The sequence below is a fragment of the Ensifer sp. KUDG1 genome, assembly GCF_050434285.1.
Lineage (GTDB): Bacteria > Pseudomonadota > Alphaproteobacteria > Rhizobiales > Rhizobiaceae > Ensifer.
The window spans coordinates 179,838-199,059 of sequence record NZ_JBNDIG010000006.1 but is presented as its reverse complement, the minus strand read 5'-3'; the positions used below and the strand labels follow the sequence as shown (position 1 = coordinate 199,059).

Annotated in this window: 17 protein-coding genes; 4 read left to right on the top strand and 13 right to left on the bottom strand. The window is 64.2% G+C overall.

Annotated features, from left to right (window positions below; all coding sequences use genetic code 11):
* Positions 1-48 precede the first annotated feature (48 nt).
* From M2267_RS17230 to M2267_RS17220, 3 genes are all read left to right on the top strand, one after another.
* Positions 49-723, top strand: coding sequence for a response regulator transcription factor (locus tag M2267_RS17230; protein ID WP_043622631.1), 675 nt, complete (start codon positions 49-51; stop codon positions 721-723).
* On the top strand, positions 720-2,057 hold the full coding sequence (locus M2267_RS17225) for a sensor histidine kinase (protein WP_429115727.1): 1,338 nt from the start codon (positions 720-722) through the stop codon (positions 2,055-2,057). Before M2267_RS17230 ends, M2267_RS17225 begins: the two co-directional genes overlap by 4 nt.
* A 202-nt stretch (positions 2,058-2,259) precedes the next feature.
* Complete coding sequence (locus M2267_RS17220) at positions 2,260-2,886, top strand: outer membrane protein (protein ID WP_043622629.1); 627 nt, start codon at positions 2,260-2,262, stop codon at positions 2,884-2,886.
* Between the two features lie 75 nt (positions 2,887-2,961).
* Here M2267_RS17220 and M2267_RS17215 read toward each other — a convergent pair whose 3' ends face one another.
* From M2267_RS17215 to M2267_RS17180, 8 genes are all read right to left on the bottom strand, one after another.
* Complete coding sequence (locus M2267_RS17215; protein ID WP_429115725.1) at positions 2,962-4,491, bottom strand: FGGY-family carbohydrate kinase; 1,530 nt, start codon at positions 4,489-4,491, stop codon at positions 2,962-2,964.
* Between the two features lie 115 nt (positions 4,492-4,606).
* Entirely contained in the window at positions 4,607-5,449 is an 843-nt protein-coding gene (locus M2267_RS17210) for a class I fructose-bisphosphate aldolase (RefSeq protein WP_429115724.1), read from the bottom strand.
* Positions 5,422-7,170: a glycerol-3-phosphate dehydrogenase/oxidase gene (locus M2267_RS17205; protein WP_429115722.1), complete on the bottom strand. Its 1,749-nt coding sequence runs from the start codon at positions 7,168-7,170 to the stop codon at positions 5,422-5,424. Before M2267_RS17205 ends, M2267_RS17210 begins: the two co-directional genes overlap by 28 nt.
* A gap of 12 nt (positions 7,171-7,182) precedes the next feature.
* Positions 7,183-8,178 carry an aldo/keto reductase gene (locus M2267_RS17200; protein ID WP_429115720.1) on the bottom strand — a complete coding sequence of 332 codons (996 nt, stop codon included), beginning with the start codon at positions 8,176-8,178 and terminating at the stop codon, positions 7,183-7,185.
* A complete protein-coding gene (locus tag M2267_RS17195; RefSeq protein WP_043622624.1) occupies positions 8,175-9,185 on the bottom strand; it encodes a sugar-binding transcriptional regulator in 1,011 nt (336 codons plus the stop codon). Before M2267_RS17195 ends, M2267_RS17200 begins: the two co-directional genes overlap by 4 nt.
* Positions 9,186-9,187: 2 nt before the next feature.
* The gene (locus M2267_RS17190) at positions 9,188-10,177 is read right to left on the bottom strand and encodes an ABC transporter permease (protein ID WP_429115718.1); all 990 of its coding nucleotides are present in this window, start codon (positions 10,175-10,177) and stop codon (positions 9,188-9,190) included.
* Positions 10,178-10,205: 28 nt separating this feature from the next.
* Positions 10,206-11,747 (bottom strand): sugar ABC transporter ATP-binding protein, encoded by a 1,542-nt coding sequence (locus tag M2267_RS17185; protein ID WP_429115717.1) that lies wholly within the window; start codon positions 11,745-11,747, stop codon positions 10,206-10,208.
* A gap of 59 nt (positions 11,748-11,806) precedes the next feature.
* Entirely contained in the window at positions 11,807-12,835 is a 1,029-nt protein-coding gene (locus tag M2267_RS17180; protein ID WP_034805587.1) for a substrate-binding domain-containing protein, read from the bottom strand.
* Positions 12,836-13,071: 236 nt separating this feature from the next.
* Between M2267_RS17180 and M2267_RS17175 the strand changes: the two genes are divergently transcribed.
* Positions 13,072-14,058 (top strand): substrate-binding domain-containing protein, encoded by a 987-nt coding sequence (locus M2267_RS17175; protein WP_429115715.1) that lies wholly within the window; start codon positions 13,072-13,074, stop codon positions 14,056-14,058.
* Positions 14,059-14,120: 62 nt separating this feature from the next.
* Here the strand turns inward: M2267_RS17175 and M2267_RS17170 are convergent, their stop codons facing one another.
* The 5 genes from M2267_RS17170 to M2267_RS17150 are packed head-to-tail and all read right to left on the bottom strand — an operon-like array spanning position 14,121 to position 19,161.
* Entirely contained in the window at positions 14,121-15,386 is a 1,266-nt protein-coding gene (locus M2267_RS17170) for an ABC transporter substrate-binding protein (protein WP_429115713.1), read from the bottom strand.
* Positions 15,387-15,409: 23 nt separating this feature from the next.
* Complete coding sequence (locus M2267_RS17165; RefSeq protein ID WP_429115712.1) at positions 15,410-16,246, bottom strand: carbohydrate ABC transporter permease; 837 nt, start codon at positions 16,244-16,246, stop codon at positions 15,410-15,412.
* The gene (locus M2267_RS17160) at positions 16,243-17,163 is read right to left on the bottom strand and encodes a carbohydrate ABC transporter permease (RefSeq protein WP_429115710.1); all 921 of its coding nucleotides are present in this window, start codon (positions 17,161-17,163) and stop codon (positions 16,243-16,245) included. The genes M2267_RS17165 and M2267_RS17160 overlap by 4 nt, the downstream gene beginning before the upstream one ends.
* Complete coding sequence (locus M2267_RS17155) at positions 17,156-18,322, bottom strand: ABC transporter ATP-binding protein (protein WP_429115708.1); 1,167 nt, start codon at positions 18,320-18,322, stop codon at positions 17,156-17,158. Before M2267_RS17155 ends, M2267_RS17160 begins: the two co-directional genes overlap by 8 nt.
* Positions 18,319-19,161: a metallophosphoesterase family protein gene (locus M2267_RS17150; RefSeq protein ID WP_429115706.1), complete on the bottom strand. Its 843-nt coding sequence runs from the start codon at positions 19,159-19,161 to the stop codon at positions 18,319-18,321. The genes M2267_RS17155 and M2267_RS17150 overlap by 4 nt, the downstream gene beginning before the upstream one ends.
* Positions 19,162-19,222 lie beyond the last annotated feature (61 nt).

Here is a 19,222-nt window from a genome sequence, read left to right as displayed (position 1 = left end):
GTCCACCAGACGTGAACGAGACACGCCTATCGGATTCGGAGATATTCAATGCGCCTGCTCCTTGTCGAGGATGAGCTGGAAATGGCGGCCGCGCTCAGCGCCGCACTTAGCCGCTATGACATGATCCTCGACCATGCACCGTCGATCGACCATGCAATGGCGGCGCTCGCCAACCAGGTTCACGACGGCATCATCCTCGACCGGCAACTGCCGGACGGCGACGGCCTGTCGCTGATCCCTCGGGTGCGCGCGCTGCGATCGGGTATCCCGGTGATCGTGCTGACGGCGCGCAGCGCGATCGACGAACGGGTCCGGGGGCTCGACATGGGCGCCGACGACTATCTCGCCAAGCCGTTTGCCGTGGAGGAACTGCTGGCGCGCATCCGTGCCCTGATGCGGCGTTCGCCGGATATTGCGCCGATCACCGCCCGCATCGGCCAGCTGATCTTCGATTTCGAAGGCAGACAGGCCCGCGTCGACGGCCGGGTGCTGGACCTGCCGCGGCGGGAACTCCTGGTACTGGAGGCGTTGGCGCGCCGGCAAGGGCGCACGGTGCAGCGCTCGACGCTGGAAGAATCCGTCTATGGCTATGACGACGAAATCCAGTCCAACTCTCTCGACGCGCATGTTTCGCGGTTGCGCCGGAAGCTCTCTGAAACCGGTGCCGGCGTCGAAATTCACAGCATCCGCGGCGTCGGCTACCTTCTGAGACCCACTCCATGACAAACGTTTCCACCAACTCGCTGAAGAAGCGGCTGATCTGGCAGATCCTGACCTTTCAGGTGCTGCTGCTGATGGCGGTCATCGCCGGTTTCATGGCCTTGCTGACGCGGGCCGATCTCGGCGGCAAGTTCCTCGACGCCGATGCCGCATCGATCGCGGCCGGAGCGATCCGGCCGGATCCCGCCGGTGGATTGACGCTTGTGGAGACGCCGCAACTGCTTGCCATGCGGGCCGAGTCCGCCGATTTCTGGTTCGTCGCGCGGAACGAACGCGGCGAGATGATCCGCAGCGGGCCGGTGCCGGACGCCTATCGCAGCATCGGCGAGCACCTCGACCGCATCGCCTTTGGCGATATGCGCGACAGCATCGAGCCCTATACGCTCTCGTCGATCGTGCGCTCGGTAACCACGGACAGCGGAACCTACACGGTGCTTGCCGGCGGCGGACGGCTCTGGAGCGCGTCCTTCGCCGTGTTCATCCTGGCCAACCTGCTGCTGCTGCCGATCGTCCTGATCGTGGTGCTGATCCCGGCCTTCGCAATTCCGATCATTGTGAGGCGCGCCTTTGCCGGCCTCGCCGAGGTTGTCGACCAGGCCAAGACGATCGATGTCGACCGCCGCGGCGCGCGGCTGCCCGATCATCGCATTCCCGGCGAAGTGCGGCCGCTCGTCGAAGCCTTCAACGGCGCGCTGCAGCGGCTCGATGAAGGCTACGAACGCCGCCAGCGCTTCATCCTCGATGCCGCGCACGAGCTTCGGACCCCGGTCGCGATCCTGCACACGCGCCTGGAAAGCATGGAGGCCGGCCCGCTCCGGAACCGCCTGCTGATCGATTCCAACCGTATTGCCGGGCTTGCCGAACAGTTGCTCGACCTCGAACGCATCGATCGCGACGGCACGGATTTCGGGCAGCTCGACCTGGTTTCGCTCTGCCGCGACGTGACGGCCGACCTTGCTCCGCTTGCCCTTTCGGCCGGCTGCGACCTTTCCTTCGCTCAGGGCACGGAGCGCGTCGTCGTTCGCGGAGATACCGGCGCCATCGAGCGGGCGGTCACCAATCTCGTGCGCAACGCCATCGAACATGCCGGCGGCCTGATCACGATCCGGGTGGAACGCGGCGGCGTGATCGAGGTTACCGACGAAGGCCCGGGCATTCCGGAACGGGAGCGCGCGCGGATCTTCGAGCCCTTCCATCGCCTGCAGCCGCGGGACCACGGCGCCGGGCTCGGCCTGCATCTCGTCAGCGAAATCATCGGCCGCCACAAGGGCCATATCTCCGTTGTCGACGATCCCGCCGGCGGCGCCTGCTTCCGGATCACCTTGCCAACCGGCTAGGTCATGTCTCCGTGGGGTTATGGTTAACAGACAACTAACAACAAAATCAGCAACTTAGACAAGTTGCGCAATGTTGATGCAATCCGCGAGGCCGACAAAGGCGGTGTACCGTCCAAACATGGCCATCTCGCCCCAAAGGTGAAGCGCGCATGGGAGGACGCAAGCGCCACCAAGGCGCGTTTCCTATGCACGGAGCAAGAAAATGCGGCAGTCCAGCAAGCTTTCCATCTGGTCGGGTCTTACCCTCCTCGCCCTCTGCGGCGCACAATCGTCCCGGGCGGCTGATTTCTCCGCCCCCACCTATCAGGACCCGCCAGCCTTCAGCTGGAGCGGCGCCTATGTCGGCGCCCATGGCGGCCTTGGTTTTACCGGCAGCCCCAACCCGTTCGCCGACCGCAACGGCGTCGCACTCGGCGTCCAGGCCGGCTACAACATGCAGGCCGGCCCCGGCATCGTCGGCGCGGAAATCGAAGGCTCCTACCTCGGCGACACCGAGCACAAGGTCAATGGCGGCAAGCTCAAGGAGAAATGGCGCGGCGCGATCAAGGCGAAGGCCGGTCTCACCTTCGACCAGACGCTCGTGTACGGCACGGCCGGCTATGCCATGACCAGCTACAAGAAGGGCGGCGACGTGCGTAACGACGTCGGCTTCAAGGGTGGCTATCTGCTCGGCGCCGGCGTGGAGCAGGCCTTTGCCGGCGGCCTCTCCGCCAAGCTCGAATACAACTACATCACGACGCCGGATGTCCGCACCCACACGAGCTCAGGCTCCAGCGAGAAGGACATCAACAGCCACGTCATCAAGGCCGGCATCAACATGCGTTTCTGACGGGGCAGACGGTTTGCGGCGGCGCGGCAACGTTCCTCCCCGCAGCGCCCCCACAGATCGATGCCCCTGCCTTGATCACTCCGCCGCTTCCCGCGCCGATCGCTCGGGCGTCGCCAGCCGACGCCAGATCGGCGCCAGGGCGGCGGCGATCTCGCCGTAAAGCGCAAAGCGCCTGTCGTAATGCGCGGCAAGTGCCGGGTTCGGCCGGTAGTGGCGCTCGGTCTTGACCATCGCCGCCGCACCAGCGGAGATGTCGGCGAAAAGGCCGATGCCGGCGCCTGCCGTGATCGCCGCACCGAGTGCGCCGGTCTCGCGCGAACGGGCGACCGTGACCGGCACGTCGAGCACGTCGGCGAAGATCTGCGGCCAGATCAGGCTGCGCGATCCGCCACCCGAAAGCACAGCTTCATCGAAGCGCGCGCCGGCGGCGCGCAACGCCGCGATATGCCGGCGATGGCCGAAGGCGACACCTTCAAGCACGGCGCGGACCAGATGGCCCTTCGAGTGCCAGCCGGCAACGCCGTAGAAGCCCGCGCGCGCGTTGCCGTCCTGCTGCGCGCCATAGAGGAACGGATGATAAAGCGGATCATCCGCGGCCGGCGTGATCTCGGCCGCCAACTGGCAGCAGAGATCGAAGGGCGACCGGCCGTCCTTGCCGTCATGCGGGAAGAGTTCGCGCACCAGCCATTCGAGATTGGCGGCAGACGTCGCACTCGCCTCGATCGCCATGTAGCGCTCACGGTCGAAGGTCGAAGACATGAAGAGCGGGCGCGAAAGATCCGGCTGATCGATGATCACCTGGTTGATGCTCCAGGTGCCCGCGATGATCGAGGCCGCACCGGTGCGGGTGACGCCTGAACCGATCGCCGAGGCGACCACGTCGAAGAGCCCACCGACGACGGGTGTGCCGGCAGCCAGACCCGTCTGCGCCGCCGCTTCTTCGGTGACGCGTCCGACGATATCGGCGCTTTCGGCGAGATCGGGCAGCAGCGCCATGTCGTCGCCGAGGCCATAGGCCTTCATCAATCCCGCATCGTAGCGCCGACCGGCGACATCGAGCAGACCCGCGCCGCTCATGTCCGAGACGTCGCTGACGCGCGCGCCGGTCAGGCGATTGACGACGAAGTCCTTGCAGAGAAATACCGTGCCGATCCTTGCAAACTGCTCCGGCCGATGGCGCTTCAGCCAGGCAAGCAGTGTCGGCGTCTGGGATGGCCAGGGCTTCTGTCCGGCGATCGGATAGGTTCGCTCGCCGACACCTGCGGCCTGCCACTCTTCGACGAGGCCAGCGGCGCGCGTGTCGAGCGACTGGATGCCGACAAGCGGTTCCCCGTCTCGATCGAGCGCATAAAGTCCGTTGCCGTGCCCGGCGCAACCGATCGCGGCGATCTCGCTGGCATCGATGCCGGCGCGCTCGATGCAGGCGCGGATTACCACCTTGGCATGGCTCCACAGTTCGCCGAGCCCACGCTCGACGTGGCCGGGCATCGGCACGTGGCTGTGTCCTTCTTCCGCAGCCATCGCGATCTCGTTGCCGTCGCGATCGAAAAGTACCGTCTTGATCACGGTGTTCCCGGCGTCGATCCCGAGCAGATATTTACCCATTGCCGAACCCCTCCCAAGGTCCTTAATTCCTTTGCCGGAACGCCGCCGGTGTCCTCACAGCGGCAGCGTTCCTCTTGCCCCGGAGCATCGCTGAAGCGGTTCCGGATGAGCGATTTCAACCGCGCTGGTAGAGCGCGTAGGCTTCGTCGCCGCTGACATCCTCGTGGATAATCGCCATCAGGCCGCGCACGACGGCGCTCGGATTGGCGTGCTGGTAGATGTTGCGCCCATAGACCATGCCCATTGCGCCCTGGCGCATCAAGGCCGCCGACTTGTCAAAGACGTTGCGCAGATCCTCCTTGCCGCCGCCGCGCACCAGAACCGGGCAGCGCGCCGCCTCGACGACCCGGTGGAAATCTTCGGCATTGGTGGTCGGATCCGCCTTGACGATGTCGGCACCCATTTCGCGCGCAAGCCGGGTCAAAGTCACGATCTTCTCGGCGTCGCCATCGACCATGTAGCCGCCATGCTCGGTGACCGGCTGCATCACCAGCGGCTCGATCATCAACGGCATGCCGTACTTGTCGCAATCGGCCCGCACGCGCGAGATGTTGGCGACGCATTGGCGGAAGAGATCGGGCTCGTCCGGCAGCATGAACAGGTTGACGACGACGCAGGCCGCATCCATCGCCAGCGCGCCGATCAACGGTTCGGCTTCGTTCTGCAGAACGGCCCACATGTGCCGGTGGCGGATGCGGTTATAGGGATTGCCCATGTCGAGGCGCATGACCAGCGCCGGCTTGTCCTTGCCCGGCACCTCCTGCAACAGATCCGACTGGCCATAGTTCATCTGGATCGCGTCCGGTGCGGCCGCAACCAAGGCCTTGACCACGGCGGACATGTCTTCCAGCCCGTTCAGGAAGGACGGTTCGTTGCAGACGCCGTGGTCGATCGCCACGTCGAGGCAACGTCCACCGCCGAACAGACGGTTCATCCGGACCTTGCTGTTGTTTCGCATAATGCACTCCTTTGTTCGTTCCGTACGGATAGGGTTTCCTCGTCGACGCCATGGCGCTCGGCGAGAAGGGTAAGAAATCTCTTACGCTCGGCAGCGACACGTGGCGGCGACCACTGCTTTTCGATGGCAAGCAGAGCGAGCACCGCGTCCACTATGTCGAGCGAGAGCGCGCCGGTGATTGCAAGCGTCGTGCGGCGCAGCAAAAGGTCGTCGAGATGTTCGGCGGCTTCACTGCGGATCAGGTATTGCAGCTCACGCGCGGTGTAGTCCGGATGCGGCAAGGCATGGTCCGCACCGGCGGCGATGAAATCGGCAACCTCTCGCGCGCCCGTTCCATAGCGGGCAAAAAGCACGCGCAAGCGCTCCCGCGAAAGCCCGGTGGCTGCTGCAACACCATCGATCCACCGGTCGCGATCAGCGGGATAGTGCTGCCCGCCACCGATGGCGCGCTCGCCCGTGCTGACGCGGCGCTGCTGTCCAAGCCGTTCCAGGGTGAGGTCCGCCGCCATTTCGCCGAAGGAGCGGAATGTCGTCCATTTGCCGCCGATCATGCAGAGCACCGGCGGGCCGCCGTCGGCGCCCTCCACGAAGGTGCAGAAATGGTCGCGCGGGATGCGTCCGGTAAAGCTGTCCTGGCTTGCCGGCAGCGGCCGGACACCCGAAAACTGGAAGACCACCTCTTCCGGCCGGATGCGGATATCGGGCAGGACGAAGGCGAGCGACTGCAGGATGTAGTCACGCTCGTCAACTTCACAGCGCACGGTTTCCGGATCATCGACGCGAATATCCGTCGAGCCCACCAGCACTTTGCCGAGATAGGGAAAGAGGATGCAGATCCGCCCATCCTCGTTCTCGTAGTAGATCATGTGGCCGTCGAGCGCGTCCATCAGCTTGGCATTGTCGATGATCAGATGCGATCCCTTGGTGCCGCCCATCAGCGGCGCCGGCTTCGAGGTCGAGGGAAACAGCGCGCCGTTGGCGATATCGATCCAGCCGCCGGTGGCGTTGATGATGAGGCCGGGCTCGATCGCAGCGACCGCGCCGGTGACACCGTCCTTCAGTTCGTAGCGTCCGGATGCCGCCAGCGTCAGTTCCGTGTAGTTCAGCGCCTGGGCGTGAGAACCTGCGGCAAGGCCGTCCTTCAAGAGCTCGATGCCGAGGCGCTCCGGCTGGCTGACCCAGGCGTCGTAATAGGTGGCGGAACTCTTGATATCAGGGTTGAGCGCCGGCCAGCGGGCAAGCGTGGCGCGCCGGCCGCGAAAGGCGTGCTTGGGCATCAGCGCCCGCTTGCGCGTCAGGAAATCGTAGATGCCGAGGCCCATCTTGACGGCGATGGCACCGCGGCGGCTCGGCCGACGGGTAAGCCCCAGGAAGCGCACCGCGCCATTGGCAAGGCCCGAGAAGATGTCGAAGATCGGCACGGTCGTCGGCAGCGGCGCCACGTAATGCGGCGCGTTCTTCAGCAGTCGGTCGCGCTCGACCAGCGATTCCCGGACCAGGCTGAACTCGCCATTCTCGAGATAGCGAAGCCCGCCATGCACCATGCGCGACAGTGCCGCACTGGCGCCGGAACAGTAGTCGTGCTTCTCGACGAGCAGCACGTTCACCCCTTGCAGCGCCAGTTCGCGAAAGACGCTGAGGCCGTTGATGCCGCCGCCGAGGACGCACACGTCCACCTTCGGGCTCTTGGCGAGCCCGTTGAAAATCTCTTTTCGGTTCATGATGGCAGTCCGTTAGCTGTCCATGTTGACGAGCGTCGCCGCGATCGCCGCGTCGATCCCCTTGAGATCGTCTTGATCGAGCCGGATCGTCCCGGCCCGTGCGTTATCGAGTGCCTGCGCCGGATTGCGTGCCCCGCAGAGCGCGAAAGTCACGCCCTCTTGGCAGAGCGTCCAGGCAATGACGATCTGGGCGATCGTCGCGCCATGCTTCTCCGCGACCGGCCGGATCGCCCTAGCGAAGACCGCGACCTTTTCGCGGTTGCCGACCGAGAAGCGTGGGTTGTCGCGCCGCTGGTCGTCGCCGGAAAAAACCCGCTCCGGTCCGATGCCCCCGGATAGAAGGCCGAGCGCCAGCGAGGAGTAGCTCAGCGTCGCAACACCGTTGCGCCGCGTCAGCGGCAAAAGCTCCGCCTCGATCTCACGATCGATCATGCTGAAGCGCTCCTGGATGGCATCGAGCCCGCCGATCGCGATGTACTGTTCCAGTTCGCCGCGCCCGACATTGCTGGCGCCGATCGCCTTGATCTTTCCGGCCTGGCGCAGCTCTTCGAGTGCAGCCATCGTTTCCTCGATCGGCGTCGTCGGATCCTGCCAGTGGGTGATGTAGAGGTCGATGTAATCGGTGCCGAGCCGCTTCAGGCTCTGCTCGACTTCTTGGTGGATGGCATCGCGGCCGAGGTAACGATGCACCGGCTTGCCGTCCTGATCGAAGAAGTGCCGCCCCTTGTCCGTATGCCAGACGAGCCCGCATTTGGTGGCGATGATTGCCTTGTCGCGACGGCCGGCCAAAGCCTTGCCGACGATTTCTTCGGAGCGGCCGAGGCCATAGGCCGGTGCCGTGTCGATCAGCGTCACGCCGGCGTCGAGCGAGGCCTGGATCGCCGCGATCGATTCCCGCTCGTCCGTGCCGCCCCACATCCAGCCGCCGATCGCCCAGGTGCCGAGCCCGACGGCCGAAGCCTTCACGCCCGACCGGCCGATCTCCCGCATCAATTGATCCCCGCTCATGCCAGAAGTCCCTTTTCTTGTGCCATGGCGAGCACGCGCTCGCCGGTCGCCTCGTCCGTCACCAGCGTGTCGAGGTGGTGCCCCCGCATGACGCTGAGAATCGGCCCGGCCTTGTTCGGTCCGCTCGCCACGCCGATCTTCGTCGGGATCGAGGCGAATTCCTCGAGCGTCAACGACACCAGCGAACGGTTGAGGCTGTAGTCACAGACCTGGCCCTTATCATCGAGCAGATGGGCGAGCAGCTCGCAGCTTGCGCCAGAGCGCTCGATCGCCGCCCGGTCCGTGCTCGAGGACGGATGCAGGTCGTAGTAACTCGAATCGTCCGAAAGGATCGAACCGATGCCGACGACGGCCACCTTCGCCTCGCGCGCCCGTCCGAAGACATCGGCCACCGAGCGCATGTTGATGAGCATCGCCCGCTCGGCGGCACTGTCGGCAAAGAGCGGCGCGTGGATCTGGAACGACCGCCCGCCAAGCCGATCCGCCATCATCGTCGAGACGTGGTTCACGTCCGTATAGTGCTTGCCCTGAACGCAGCCCGTTCCGGGGATAACCTCGACATCGAAGCGGCGCGGCGCCTGCAGCCCGGCGACGACGGCGCTGACGCCCTTGCCGCCGGTGATGCAGATGGTGTCGCCATCGCCGATCTCCTCAAGCAGCAGCCGAGCCGCCGCCTCGCCGACCGCCTGGAGGGCGGTCTGCTGGTTGTCGGAAACCGTCGGCACGACTATCGCCCGGCGGATGCCGCCGATCGCAAGCAGTTGCTCTTCCATGTCGACCAAGGGCTCGATCGGCGACTTGATCTTGATTTCGACCAGACCGAGCTGGCGACCGCGCTTGATCAGCCGGTTGACGGTCGGCTGCGAGATGCCGAGCCGATCGGCGATCTGCGACTGGGTCAGCCCTTCAAGGAAATGCAGGACGAGCGCCTGGTGCATCTGCCGCGCAACGACGAGTTCTTCTCGCGCAGTTGGGGCCTGGGACAAAATGGGTTTGGCAATCGGCATGGTCAGGCGGCCTTCCGCTTGTGCAGCAAGTGGTCGATGGAAACGGCAGCCAAGAGAATGCAGCCTTTGATCATGTCCTGCCAATAGACGGAGACGTCGAGCAGGATCAACGAGCTGGTGACGACCGAGAGCAGGGCCATGCCGAGGATTGCGCCGAGGATGGTGCCGGAGCCGCCGTTGAGCGAGGCACCGCCGATGACGGCCGCAGCGATGATGTTGAGCTCCATGCCGACGCCGAAGGTGGGGGTCGCCGCCCCGAAGCGCGACATGTAGATGACGCCGGCGACACCGGCGAGCGTCGAGCAGAGCACCGTCACCCAGAACTTCACCTGCTTGGTCTTGATGCCGGAATAAAGCGCCGCCTTCTCGTTGCTGCCGGTATAGAACACCTTGCGGAAGGCGGTCGCCCGGCGCAGCAGGAAGTCAAAGAGCACGACGACGGCGACGAAGATCAGGATGACATAGGGGACACCGTGGAAGGTGCCCTGCCCCACCGCCTTGAACGACGCCGGCAGCGTGAAGAGCGACAGCGGCGTGCCCTTGGTAATCACGAGGCAGAGGCCACGCACGATCACCATCGCCGCCAGTGACGTGATGAAGTGATTGAGCCCGACGACGGTGACGAAGAAGCCCATGATCATGCCGATCATGCTGCTGGCGAGGATACCGACCAGCGAGGCTGTCCAGGGATCGACACCGGCGAGGAACAGCGAGCCGGCCAGCACCATGGCGAAGCAGACCACCGAACCGACCGCAAGGTCGATGCCGCCAACGATGAGCAGGATCGTCATGCCGACGACGACGATGCCTTCGACCGAGAAGCTCATCAGCATAGCGCGCATGTTGCCGAAGGTGAGAAAATGCGGCGAGGCGAAGCTCATGATGATGCCGAGCGCCAGGATGATGGCGATCAGCCCCGCCTCGCGCATCGTGCCGATGCGTTTCCAGGCCGGCGCCTGTGCTTGCGTTGCAACCATCGTATCAACAGTCATTTCCGCCTCCCCGGCTCTGTCAGTTCTTTCAGGCGACATGATCCACCATCCGGCCGGCCTCGGCCGTCTGCGTCACCCCCGAGGCCAGGCGGATCACCGCCTCCTCGCTCATGTCCGTGTCATCAAGCTCACCGGCGATCGCGCCTTCGCGCACCACCAGCACCCGGTCGCAAAGCCCGAGCAGTTCCGGCAACTCCGACGAGATCACGACAATGCCGATGCCGGTTTCAGCGAGCTCGCGCAGCAACCGATGAATTTCGGACTTCGCGCCGACGTCGATACCGCGCGTCGGCTCGTCCATCAGGATCACTTGAGGGCGAACGGCGAGCTGCTTGGCGATCGCCACCTTCTGCTGGTTGCCGCCCGACAGCGACGAGACGGGCATATCGATGCCGCCCATGCGCACGCCGAGCCGGCGCACGAAATCGCGGGCGAGATCAGCCTCGGCCCTGGAATTCAGCAATCCGAGCGGCCCGGTCAGCGTCTTCAGGTCAAGCACGGAAATGTTCTGGGCGATCGACAGATCGACGAAGACGCCGGAGCCCTTGCGATCCTCCGAGAGGTAGACGATGCCGGCATCGACCGCATCGCGGTAATTGCCGATGCGATGCGGCTTTCCGCGCAGCGTAATCTCACCCTTCGACTTGGCCCTGAGGCCACAGATTGCTTCGGCGATCTCGGTTCGACCGGAGCCGATCAGTCCGCCGATGCCGAGGATCTCGCCGCGCTTCAGGTCGAAGGAAACGGTGTCGATACGATCGCCGTCGCTCAAGGCCCGGACCGAAAGAATGGTCTCGTCCGAGCGCGCCTCCGGCGCCTGCTTTTGCGGATAGAGCTGGCTGATTTCGCGGCCGACCATGCGGCGCACCACATCGTCGGCCGTCACGTCGGCGATCTTCTCGGTGACCACATGGCGGCCATCGCGAAACACCGTGACGCGGTCGCAAAGCGAAAAAATCTCGGCCATGCGGTGGCTGATATAGATGATGGAAATACCAGCAGCCTTGAGATCGCGGATGATGGCGAACAGCGCCTGCGCCTCGGCTTCCGTCAGCGCCGCGGTCGGCTCGTCGAGGATCAGCACGCGGCAGTCGAGAGTCAGCGCCTTGGCGATCTCGACGAGCTGCTGGCTGGAAATGGCAAGGTCGGCGACCTTGCGGCGGACGTCGATCGGCGCCAGCCGGTTCATCACAACTTGGGCTTCGCGTTCGAGCGCGCCGTAATTCATCAGCGGCGAACGCCGGCGGTTGGTGGCCGCCATGAACATGTTTTCCGCCACCGTCGCATCCGGGCAGAGCGCGATTTCCTGGTGGACGAGACCGATGCCGAGCGTCTGGGCGATCGCCGGCGAGGCAACCTTCACGGGCGCTCCATCGACCAGCACCTCGCCGTCATTCGGCTGCAACACGCCGGCAAGGATGTTCATCAGCGTGGATTTGCCGGCGCCGTTTTCGCCGCAGAGCGCGTGGATTTCTCCCCGCTCGAGGCGAAAATCCACCTCCGTCAGCGCCTTCACCGCACCGAAATGCTTGGTGACGCGCCGGACCTCCAGAACCGGTTGTGCTGTCATGCTGTCCTCCACCCGCAGTCCTGGCTGCCCGGAAACGTCCGGGCAGCCAATTCACGATCTTACTCGTCGATGCCCTTGGTGCCACGGCGCTTCAGGTACTTGTCCCAGTAGAAGTCATCGGCATTCTCGGCGGTAACGATCGAAAGGCCGTTGTCGACGAAGGGGATGCTCATTGGGTTGAAGCCGGAACGCTTGGCGTCGTTCATCGGGTCGATCAGTTCCGGATGCTTGGCCATCCACAGGAGCATGAAGCCCATGTAACCCTGCATGCCCTGGTTCGGGTTGATCGAGCCGAAGACTTCGCCGGCCTTGATCATGTCGAGGATGTTGGCGTTGACGTCGGCGCACATGACGAGCACCTTGCCGCCGCTTTCCTTGCTGGCCTGAGCCGCACCGATCGCGGAGTTGGCTTCCGGCATGAACACGGCGCCGAGGTTCGGATTGGCCTGGATAAGGCTCATCAGGCCCTGATAGGCCTTGTTCGGATCCTGGTTCGAGGCGGCGCGACCGACGAGCTTCATGTCCGGCCACTTCTCGGCCATGCGGTTGACGAAGGCGGTGATGCGCTTGTCGTGGTTGTCCTGGCCGGGGTTTTCAAGCACGGCATATTCGCCCTTGCCGCCCATCTTCTCGGCGATCGCGTCAGCGGCATAGATGCCTTCGCGGGTGTTGTCCGAGGTGATAAAGGAGACGCGCTTCGACAGCGGCGAGTCCGCCGCGAAAGTCACGACCGCCGTGCCCTGGTCGATCGCCCGGTTGATCGGCTCGATGAACGGATCGGAGTTCATCGGGTGTACCAGAATGCCGGCCGGGTTCTGGGCAAGCGCCTGGTCGAAAGTGGCGATCTGCTTGTTGACGTCATATTCCGGCGTGCCGGTATATTCAGTCTCGCAGCCGAACTGCTGGCCGGCCTGCTTGAACATTTCATAGACCGGGAACCAGTATTCGACGCCGGATACCATGACGTTCATGACGTATTTTTCGCCGGGCTGGCAGCGAAACGGGTTCGCCGTTTCGGCGCTGGCCGAACCTGCCCAGAACGAAGCTGCAATGACCGCCAGAGCGGTCGTGCTGAGAAATTTGCGCACGCGTCCTCCTCGAGGCCGAAGCCCCTCCCAAAAAACCGATAGGGCCGTTTGCTTGCGGCCGCTGAATGTATGAGTTTGCCGGAACTCCTCCTCGACTTCCGACAATTGCGATTTAAGCCGCGGACTCAGCCTCTGTCAATATAATTCATGGCATGAATAATAATTCATGCGCGACGTGGGAAAACTCGGGTCTGGTCATTCAATCAGCTGTCACGCAGACCCTTTAGAGCGCGCACATGATTACCCTGCAACAGATCGCCTTTCATGCCGGCTGCTCGCTGGCGACCGTCTCGCGGGTGCTGAAGGGCGAAGGCCCGGTCAGCGACGAAATGGTGCGCCGCGTGCGCCGGGCCGCGGCCGAACTCGGCTACCGGCAGCCGCCGGCCACGGGCCGTGCGACCAACCGCAGCCAGCCGATCGTCGGCGTGCTGGTGCCAAGCGTCACCAACCCTGTGTTCGCCGCCTCGCTCGGCGGCATCCAGCATCGATTGCAGGCCGCAAACCATGGCGTGCTGATCGCCCAGTCCAATTACGATCCCGCACTCGAGGCACGCGCCGTGCGCTCGCTGCTCGAACAGCGGCCGACCGGGCTGATCCTGACGCTCTGCGACGCCAAGACCAGCGAGGCGCTTTCGGCGGCGCTGCCGCCGACGGTGCTTCTCAACAACCGTCCGGTTGCCCGCTTCGCCGCCGCGGTCACCGTCGACAATTACCGGGCCGGTTTCGACCTCACCCGCCACATCCTCGACCACGGTCATCGCCGCATCCTCGTCGTCTCCGGCCACTTCCGTTCGTCCGACCGGGCGCGCCTGCGCTACGACGGATATTCCGCCGCCATGAGAGAAGCGGGTGTCCAGCCGATGGAAGCGGTCGAGATCCCCTTCGTCGACGGCTACGAGAACCTCGACCTCGCGACGGTTCTAACGCAGCACCGCCCGACGGCGATCATCGCTTCCAACGATCTTCTGGCGCTCGGCGTGATCGCGGCGCTTCGGCGCGAAGGCCTTGCCGTGCCCGACGATGTCTCCGTCGCCGGCTTCGACGGCATCGCCCTTGGACGGCTGATGACGCCAACACTCACCACCATCTCCATGCCCGACGGCGACATGGGGCTTGCGGCAGCCGCCCTGCTGCTCGATATGGCGGAAAACGCGTCGGTCTGCCGCCATCTCAATCTCGACTGCCGCCTTTATCCCGGCGGCACGGTTCGCCACCTCGCCTGAGCAAACACGAAAACGCCGCCCCGAGATTTCCCCGGGGCGGCGCTTGTCACCTAGGTACAGGATCAGCTCCGCGGCAGCAGGCTTTCGACTTCGGCTGCAGCTTCGTCCAGCGCTTCCTTCGGTGTGGCCTGCTGCTCGACGATGCGCGACAGGTTCTCGACGATCGTCTGCGTGACCTTCACGCCGTTGCTGCCCGGGAAGGCATACCAGGGGCGCATCAGCGGCATCTGCTCGAGGCCGGCGCGGAACAGCGGGTTCTCCTTGTAGAAGTTGGCGAGGTACTCCGGCGACTTGGCAGCCAGCTCGTTGTTCGGCACATAGCCGGTGCCGGGAACGACGACCGAGGCGCCATAGGGGCCGGCCGCGAACTTCGCGAACTTCCAGGCTGCTTCCTGCTTCTCGGCGTCGCGCGTCAGGATGACGACGGCATTGCCGCCGGTCGGCAGCTTGCCCTTGGCCGGATCGATCAGCGGAATATGCGCTGTTCGCAGGTCGAACTTGTCGCCGACATTCTTGATGGTGTTGCGAAGTGCCCCTGTCGTCTGGAAGGCGAAGCCGACCTTGCCGGCAACGAAGGCCTGCTCGCCCGCCTGCTTGGTCAGAACCGGCAGGCCACCTTCCTTGACCATGCGGTCAAGCACTTCGACAGCCTTCTCACCTTCAGGGCCGTTGAAGGCAACCTTGCTTTCGTCTTCGCTCAGCATCTCGCCGCCGGCGCCGAAGAGCAGCGCGGAGAACATCCAGTCGTCGCCCTGCCAGCGGAAGTCGATGCCTTCGTTGCCGTCGCCAAGCGCCTTGATCTTGCCCCCGAGCGCGATGACCTCATCCCAGGTCTTCGGCGGGGTGTCCGGATCGCCGCCGGCTTTGCGCACCAGATCGGCGTTGTAATACATGATCGGGTTGGAGGTGGCGAAAGCAAGGCCCACCTGCTTGCCGCCGACCTGGGCGAGCTTCAGGATGTTTTCCGAGAAGCCCTGCTCGGCCATGTTGCCGTCCTTGGCGATGAACGGGCCGAGATCGACGGGGATGTCGCGCTCGTTGACCATGCGCAAACGGTTGAGACCGATGAAGGTGAGATCGGGCATCTCGGCCGTGCCGGCCTGACGCATGATCGTCTGGATGCCCTCCTCATAGGTCGCCGACGGGTTGGCGAAGGTGATCTTGATATCAGGGTTTTCTTCCATGAACTTCTTCGAGATCGTGTCCATCACGTCCTTGAAGAAGCCGGGCATCGGATAATGCACCGTCAGCTGGGTATCGGCAAAGGCGGGGGCAGCGAGCATCAGCGATGCGGCAGCCGCGGTAAAAAGCTGTCTCAGATGTGTCATGGTTGCGCTCCAGGTTGGACCGTTCAGCCTTTGAGACCGGTCATGGTGATGCCCTCGACGAAGCGCTTCTGCGCCAGCAGAAAAGCGGTGACGAGAGGAAGGGTAATGATGAGAGTGGCGGCCATCAGCGCGCCGTAGTCGTCGCCGGCTTCCGCGGCTCGGAAGTAGAGAAGACCGAGCGGCGGGGTGGCATAATCCTGGTTGGTGACGACGATCAGCGGCCAGAAGAGATCGTTCCAGTGGGCGACGACCGAGAAGATCGCGAAAGCCGTGATCGCCGGCCAGGCATTCGGCACGATGACCCGCGCGACGATGCCGGCTTCGGACATGCCGTCGAGCCTTGCCGCATGGATCAGATCGTCGGGCATGGCGCGGAAGAACTGCAGGAACAGGAAGATCGCAAAGACCGAGATCGAGAAGGGCGCCACCAGGGCCGTGTAGCTGTTCAAGACCGAGAGCCTGTCGAAGGCCACGTAGATCGGCAGCGCCGTCGCATGGATCGGCACGAGCAGTCCGAGCATGACCAGAACCATCATGGTGCGGGCGGCCCGGAACTTCAGCTTCGCCATGGCATAGGCGCAAGGGATGGCGACGACGATCTGGATGACGAAGATCAGCGCGCAGACGATCACGCCGTTGAAGAGCAGCGTCGACATCGAGACGCGCGACAGCGCCTTGGAGAAGTTCTCGATGTAGGACCACTGCTCAGGGATCAGCGACAGCGACGAGGAGAAGATCTCGCTCTGCGCCTTGCCTGCGGTCGAGACCATGAAGATGTAGGGCGCTAGAAAGATAAGAGCGCCGAGCGACAGCACCGTCAGACGGGCGATGCGGGTGACGGAGAAGGCGTTGCTGGTCATGCGTAATGCACCTTCCGGTCAAGCACGCGGTACTGCAGAAACATCAGGACGACGAGGATTGCGAGGAAGACGACGGTCATGGCCGAGGCGTAGCCGACGCGCAGATAGACGAAGCCTTCCTGGTAGATCGTGAAGAGCAGCACTTCCGACGCCTTGTTCGGACCGCCCTCGGTCAGCGTCTTCACTGTCTCGAACACCTTCACCGAATTGATGATGCTGATGGTCGTGACGAACAGCGTCGTCGGCCCGAGCATCGGCCAGGTCACCAGCCGAAAACGATCGAACCAGGATTTCGCGCCGTCGACTTCGGCGGCGGCATAGAGTTCCCGCGGGATGGCGGTGAGGCCGGCGAGGAACAGCACCATGTTGAAGCCGACCGACTGCCAGATGCCGATGATCGACAGGCCATAGAGCACCGTGCCGGAGGCGCCGAGCCAGTTGGGGCCGGCAATGCCGAAAACGGCGAGGAAGGTGTTGATCGGGCCGATGGTCGGGTGGAACAGGAATTGCCAGACCGTGGCCATGGCGACGAGCAGCGAGGCGACCGGCAGAAAATAGACGGTCCTGAAGAAGGCTCGGCCCTTGGTTTCCGCCTCGATCAACATGGCGATCGCCAGCGAAAGCACGATCGATACCGGTGTGACGATCGCGGTGTAGACGGCGGTGTTCCAGAGCGAGCGACGGAAGGTGCGGTCGCCGAAGAGCTCGGCATAGTTCTCGAAACCGACGAAACGGAAGCTGCCGTAGCCGAGCTCGAAATCGGTGAAGCCGAGCACGATCACGGCAGCGGTCGGCAGCAGGATGAACAGGAAGAGCAGCGTGATGGCCGGCAGCGCCAGCAACCAGGCGATGCGGGCTTCGCGGCGATCGGGGTGGGACGCAGCAATCGCGGTTTCGAAGGTTGCGACACTAGCCATGGACCTTCTCCAGCGTCGCGGCGATAGTGATCGGCTCGGCTGCCACCCGGGTGCCCTCGCCGTCGAACAGCATCGCCCGTTCCGGCATGAACGCGACATCGACGGGCTGACCGATCGCGAGTGCTGCGGCTTCGGCGGGTGCTGACTTGGCAGTGACCACCTCGCCGATCGCATCGAGACGGGCGTGGACGATGACTTCGGAGCCGAGAAACTCCATGCGCTCGACCCGCGCGGTCAGGCGGCCGGCGCTTGCCGCATGGAAGCGGACAAATTCCGGACGGATTGCAAGCTTCACCGGTGCATCCGGCGCCTGCCCGCGGCTTGCCAGAAGCACGAAATCGCCGAAGCGCACGATGCTTGCGGTATCCGTGCGGGTTTCGAGCACGTTGATCTTCGGCTGACCAAGGAAGCGCGCAACCTCGATATGGGAGGGGTTGTCGTAGATCTCCTTCGGGCTCGCCAGTTGCAAGAGATTGCCGCCGATCATGACGGCGACGCGGTCGGCCATCGACAGCGCTTCCGACTGGTCGTGGGTGACGTAGAGTGTCGGCACACCGGCGCGGCGGTGCAGGTCGACGATTTCGCCGCGGGCATGGACGCGCAGGTTGGCGTCGAGATTGGAGAGCGGCTCGTCCATCAGGAACACGGCCGGACGGCGCACCATGGCGCGGGCAAGCGCCACGCGCTGGCGCTGACCGCCGGACATCTGCCCAGGCTTGCGGTCGAGCAGATGATCAATCTTCAGCGCTCCGGCCATCTCCTTGACCTGGCGCTGAATATCGCTGCGGATCTGCTTCTGGCCAGGCAGAAGACTGCCAATCATGGGCAGGCGCTGCATCGCCGTCAGGCGCCGCATGGCGAGCGGTACGGCAATGTTTTGACCTGCCGTCAGGTGCGGATAGAGCGCGTAGGACTGGAACACCATCGCAACGTTGCGGTCGGCCGCCGCCATGCGGACAACGCTACGACCGCCGATGACGATCTCGCCGGCATCGCCGTGATCAAGGCCGGCGACGATGCGCAGAAGCGTGCTCTTGCCGCAGCCGGAAGGGCCGACGAGCGCAATGAACTCGCCGGCTCCCGCCTCCAGGCTGACGCCCTTCAGGATGGCGTTGCCGCCATAGGACTTGGTGATGCCATCCAGCGAAAGCACGCTCATTGCGCTGCCTCCACGCGAACCTTCTTCTTGGCGGCGAGCGGATAGACGTCCTCGACGATCGGGTCGAGCACGTAGCTCGTCAGACCCGGCACAGCGACGATTTCGCTCGAAACACCGTCCTCAGTGAACGTGTGCACGACGGCACCCACCAGCCGCTCGCCCGGCATCGGCCGCTCCAGCGTGTCGATGATGAAGGAGGTCGGCGGAGCCCAGACAAGCGACGTCCCGGCATGTTCGCCGGTCCAGGCCCAGTGCAGGTGACCGCTGGCATGCAACGCCACCTCGGCTTCGGCGAAAAGATCAAAGAGCCGCTGGCGCTGGCGCGGACGGATGCCCCAGTAGCCGGTGTCGCCTTCGGCCGGGGCGTCGACGAAGAGCGGCTTGTGGGCGAAGACCGCCACCCGGCGGCCGTCGCGACCAAGCAGTTGTTCCTCCAGCCAGGCAAATTGCCTGTCCTCTTCCTCGTCTTCGAAGCCGATCAGCAGGCTGTTGAGGCCAAGCAGCCGCCAGTCGCCATGGTCGTGGCCCCAGTAGTCCGGACCGGCGAGACGGCGCCAGCGGGCAAGCCGAACGGGATCCACAGGCTGGTGCGAGCCCGGCAGATGGCCGACATCGTGATTGCCGGGAACGATCGCGACCGGCATCGAGAGCTGGCCGATCAGATCGAGTGAGAAGGTGATGTCGTCCTCGTGGTCGGCGCCATCGATGGTGACATCGCCCGTGTGGATGACGAGATCGGGTTTTACCGCCTCGATCCAGGCGCGAACCGGTTCCCAATTGCCGTTGAAATGGCTTTTGGCGGGGCTGAGATGGGTGTCGCTGATCTGGACGATTTTCATGGAAACGGGCCTCCGACGATGGCTTGCGGTATCCGCGTCGGAGGGCTGTCTCTCCCCTTCT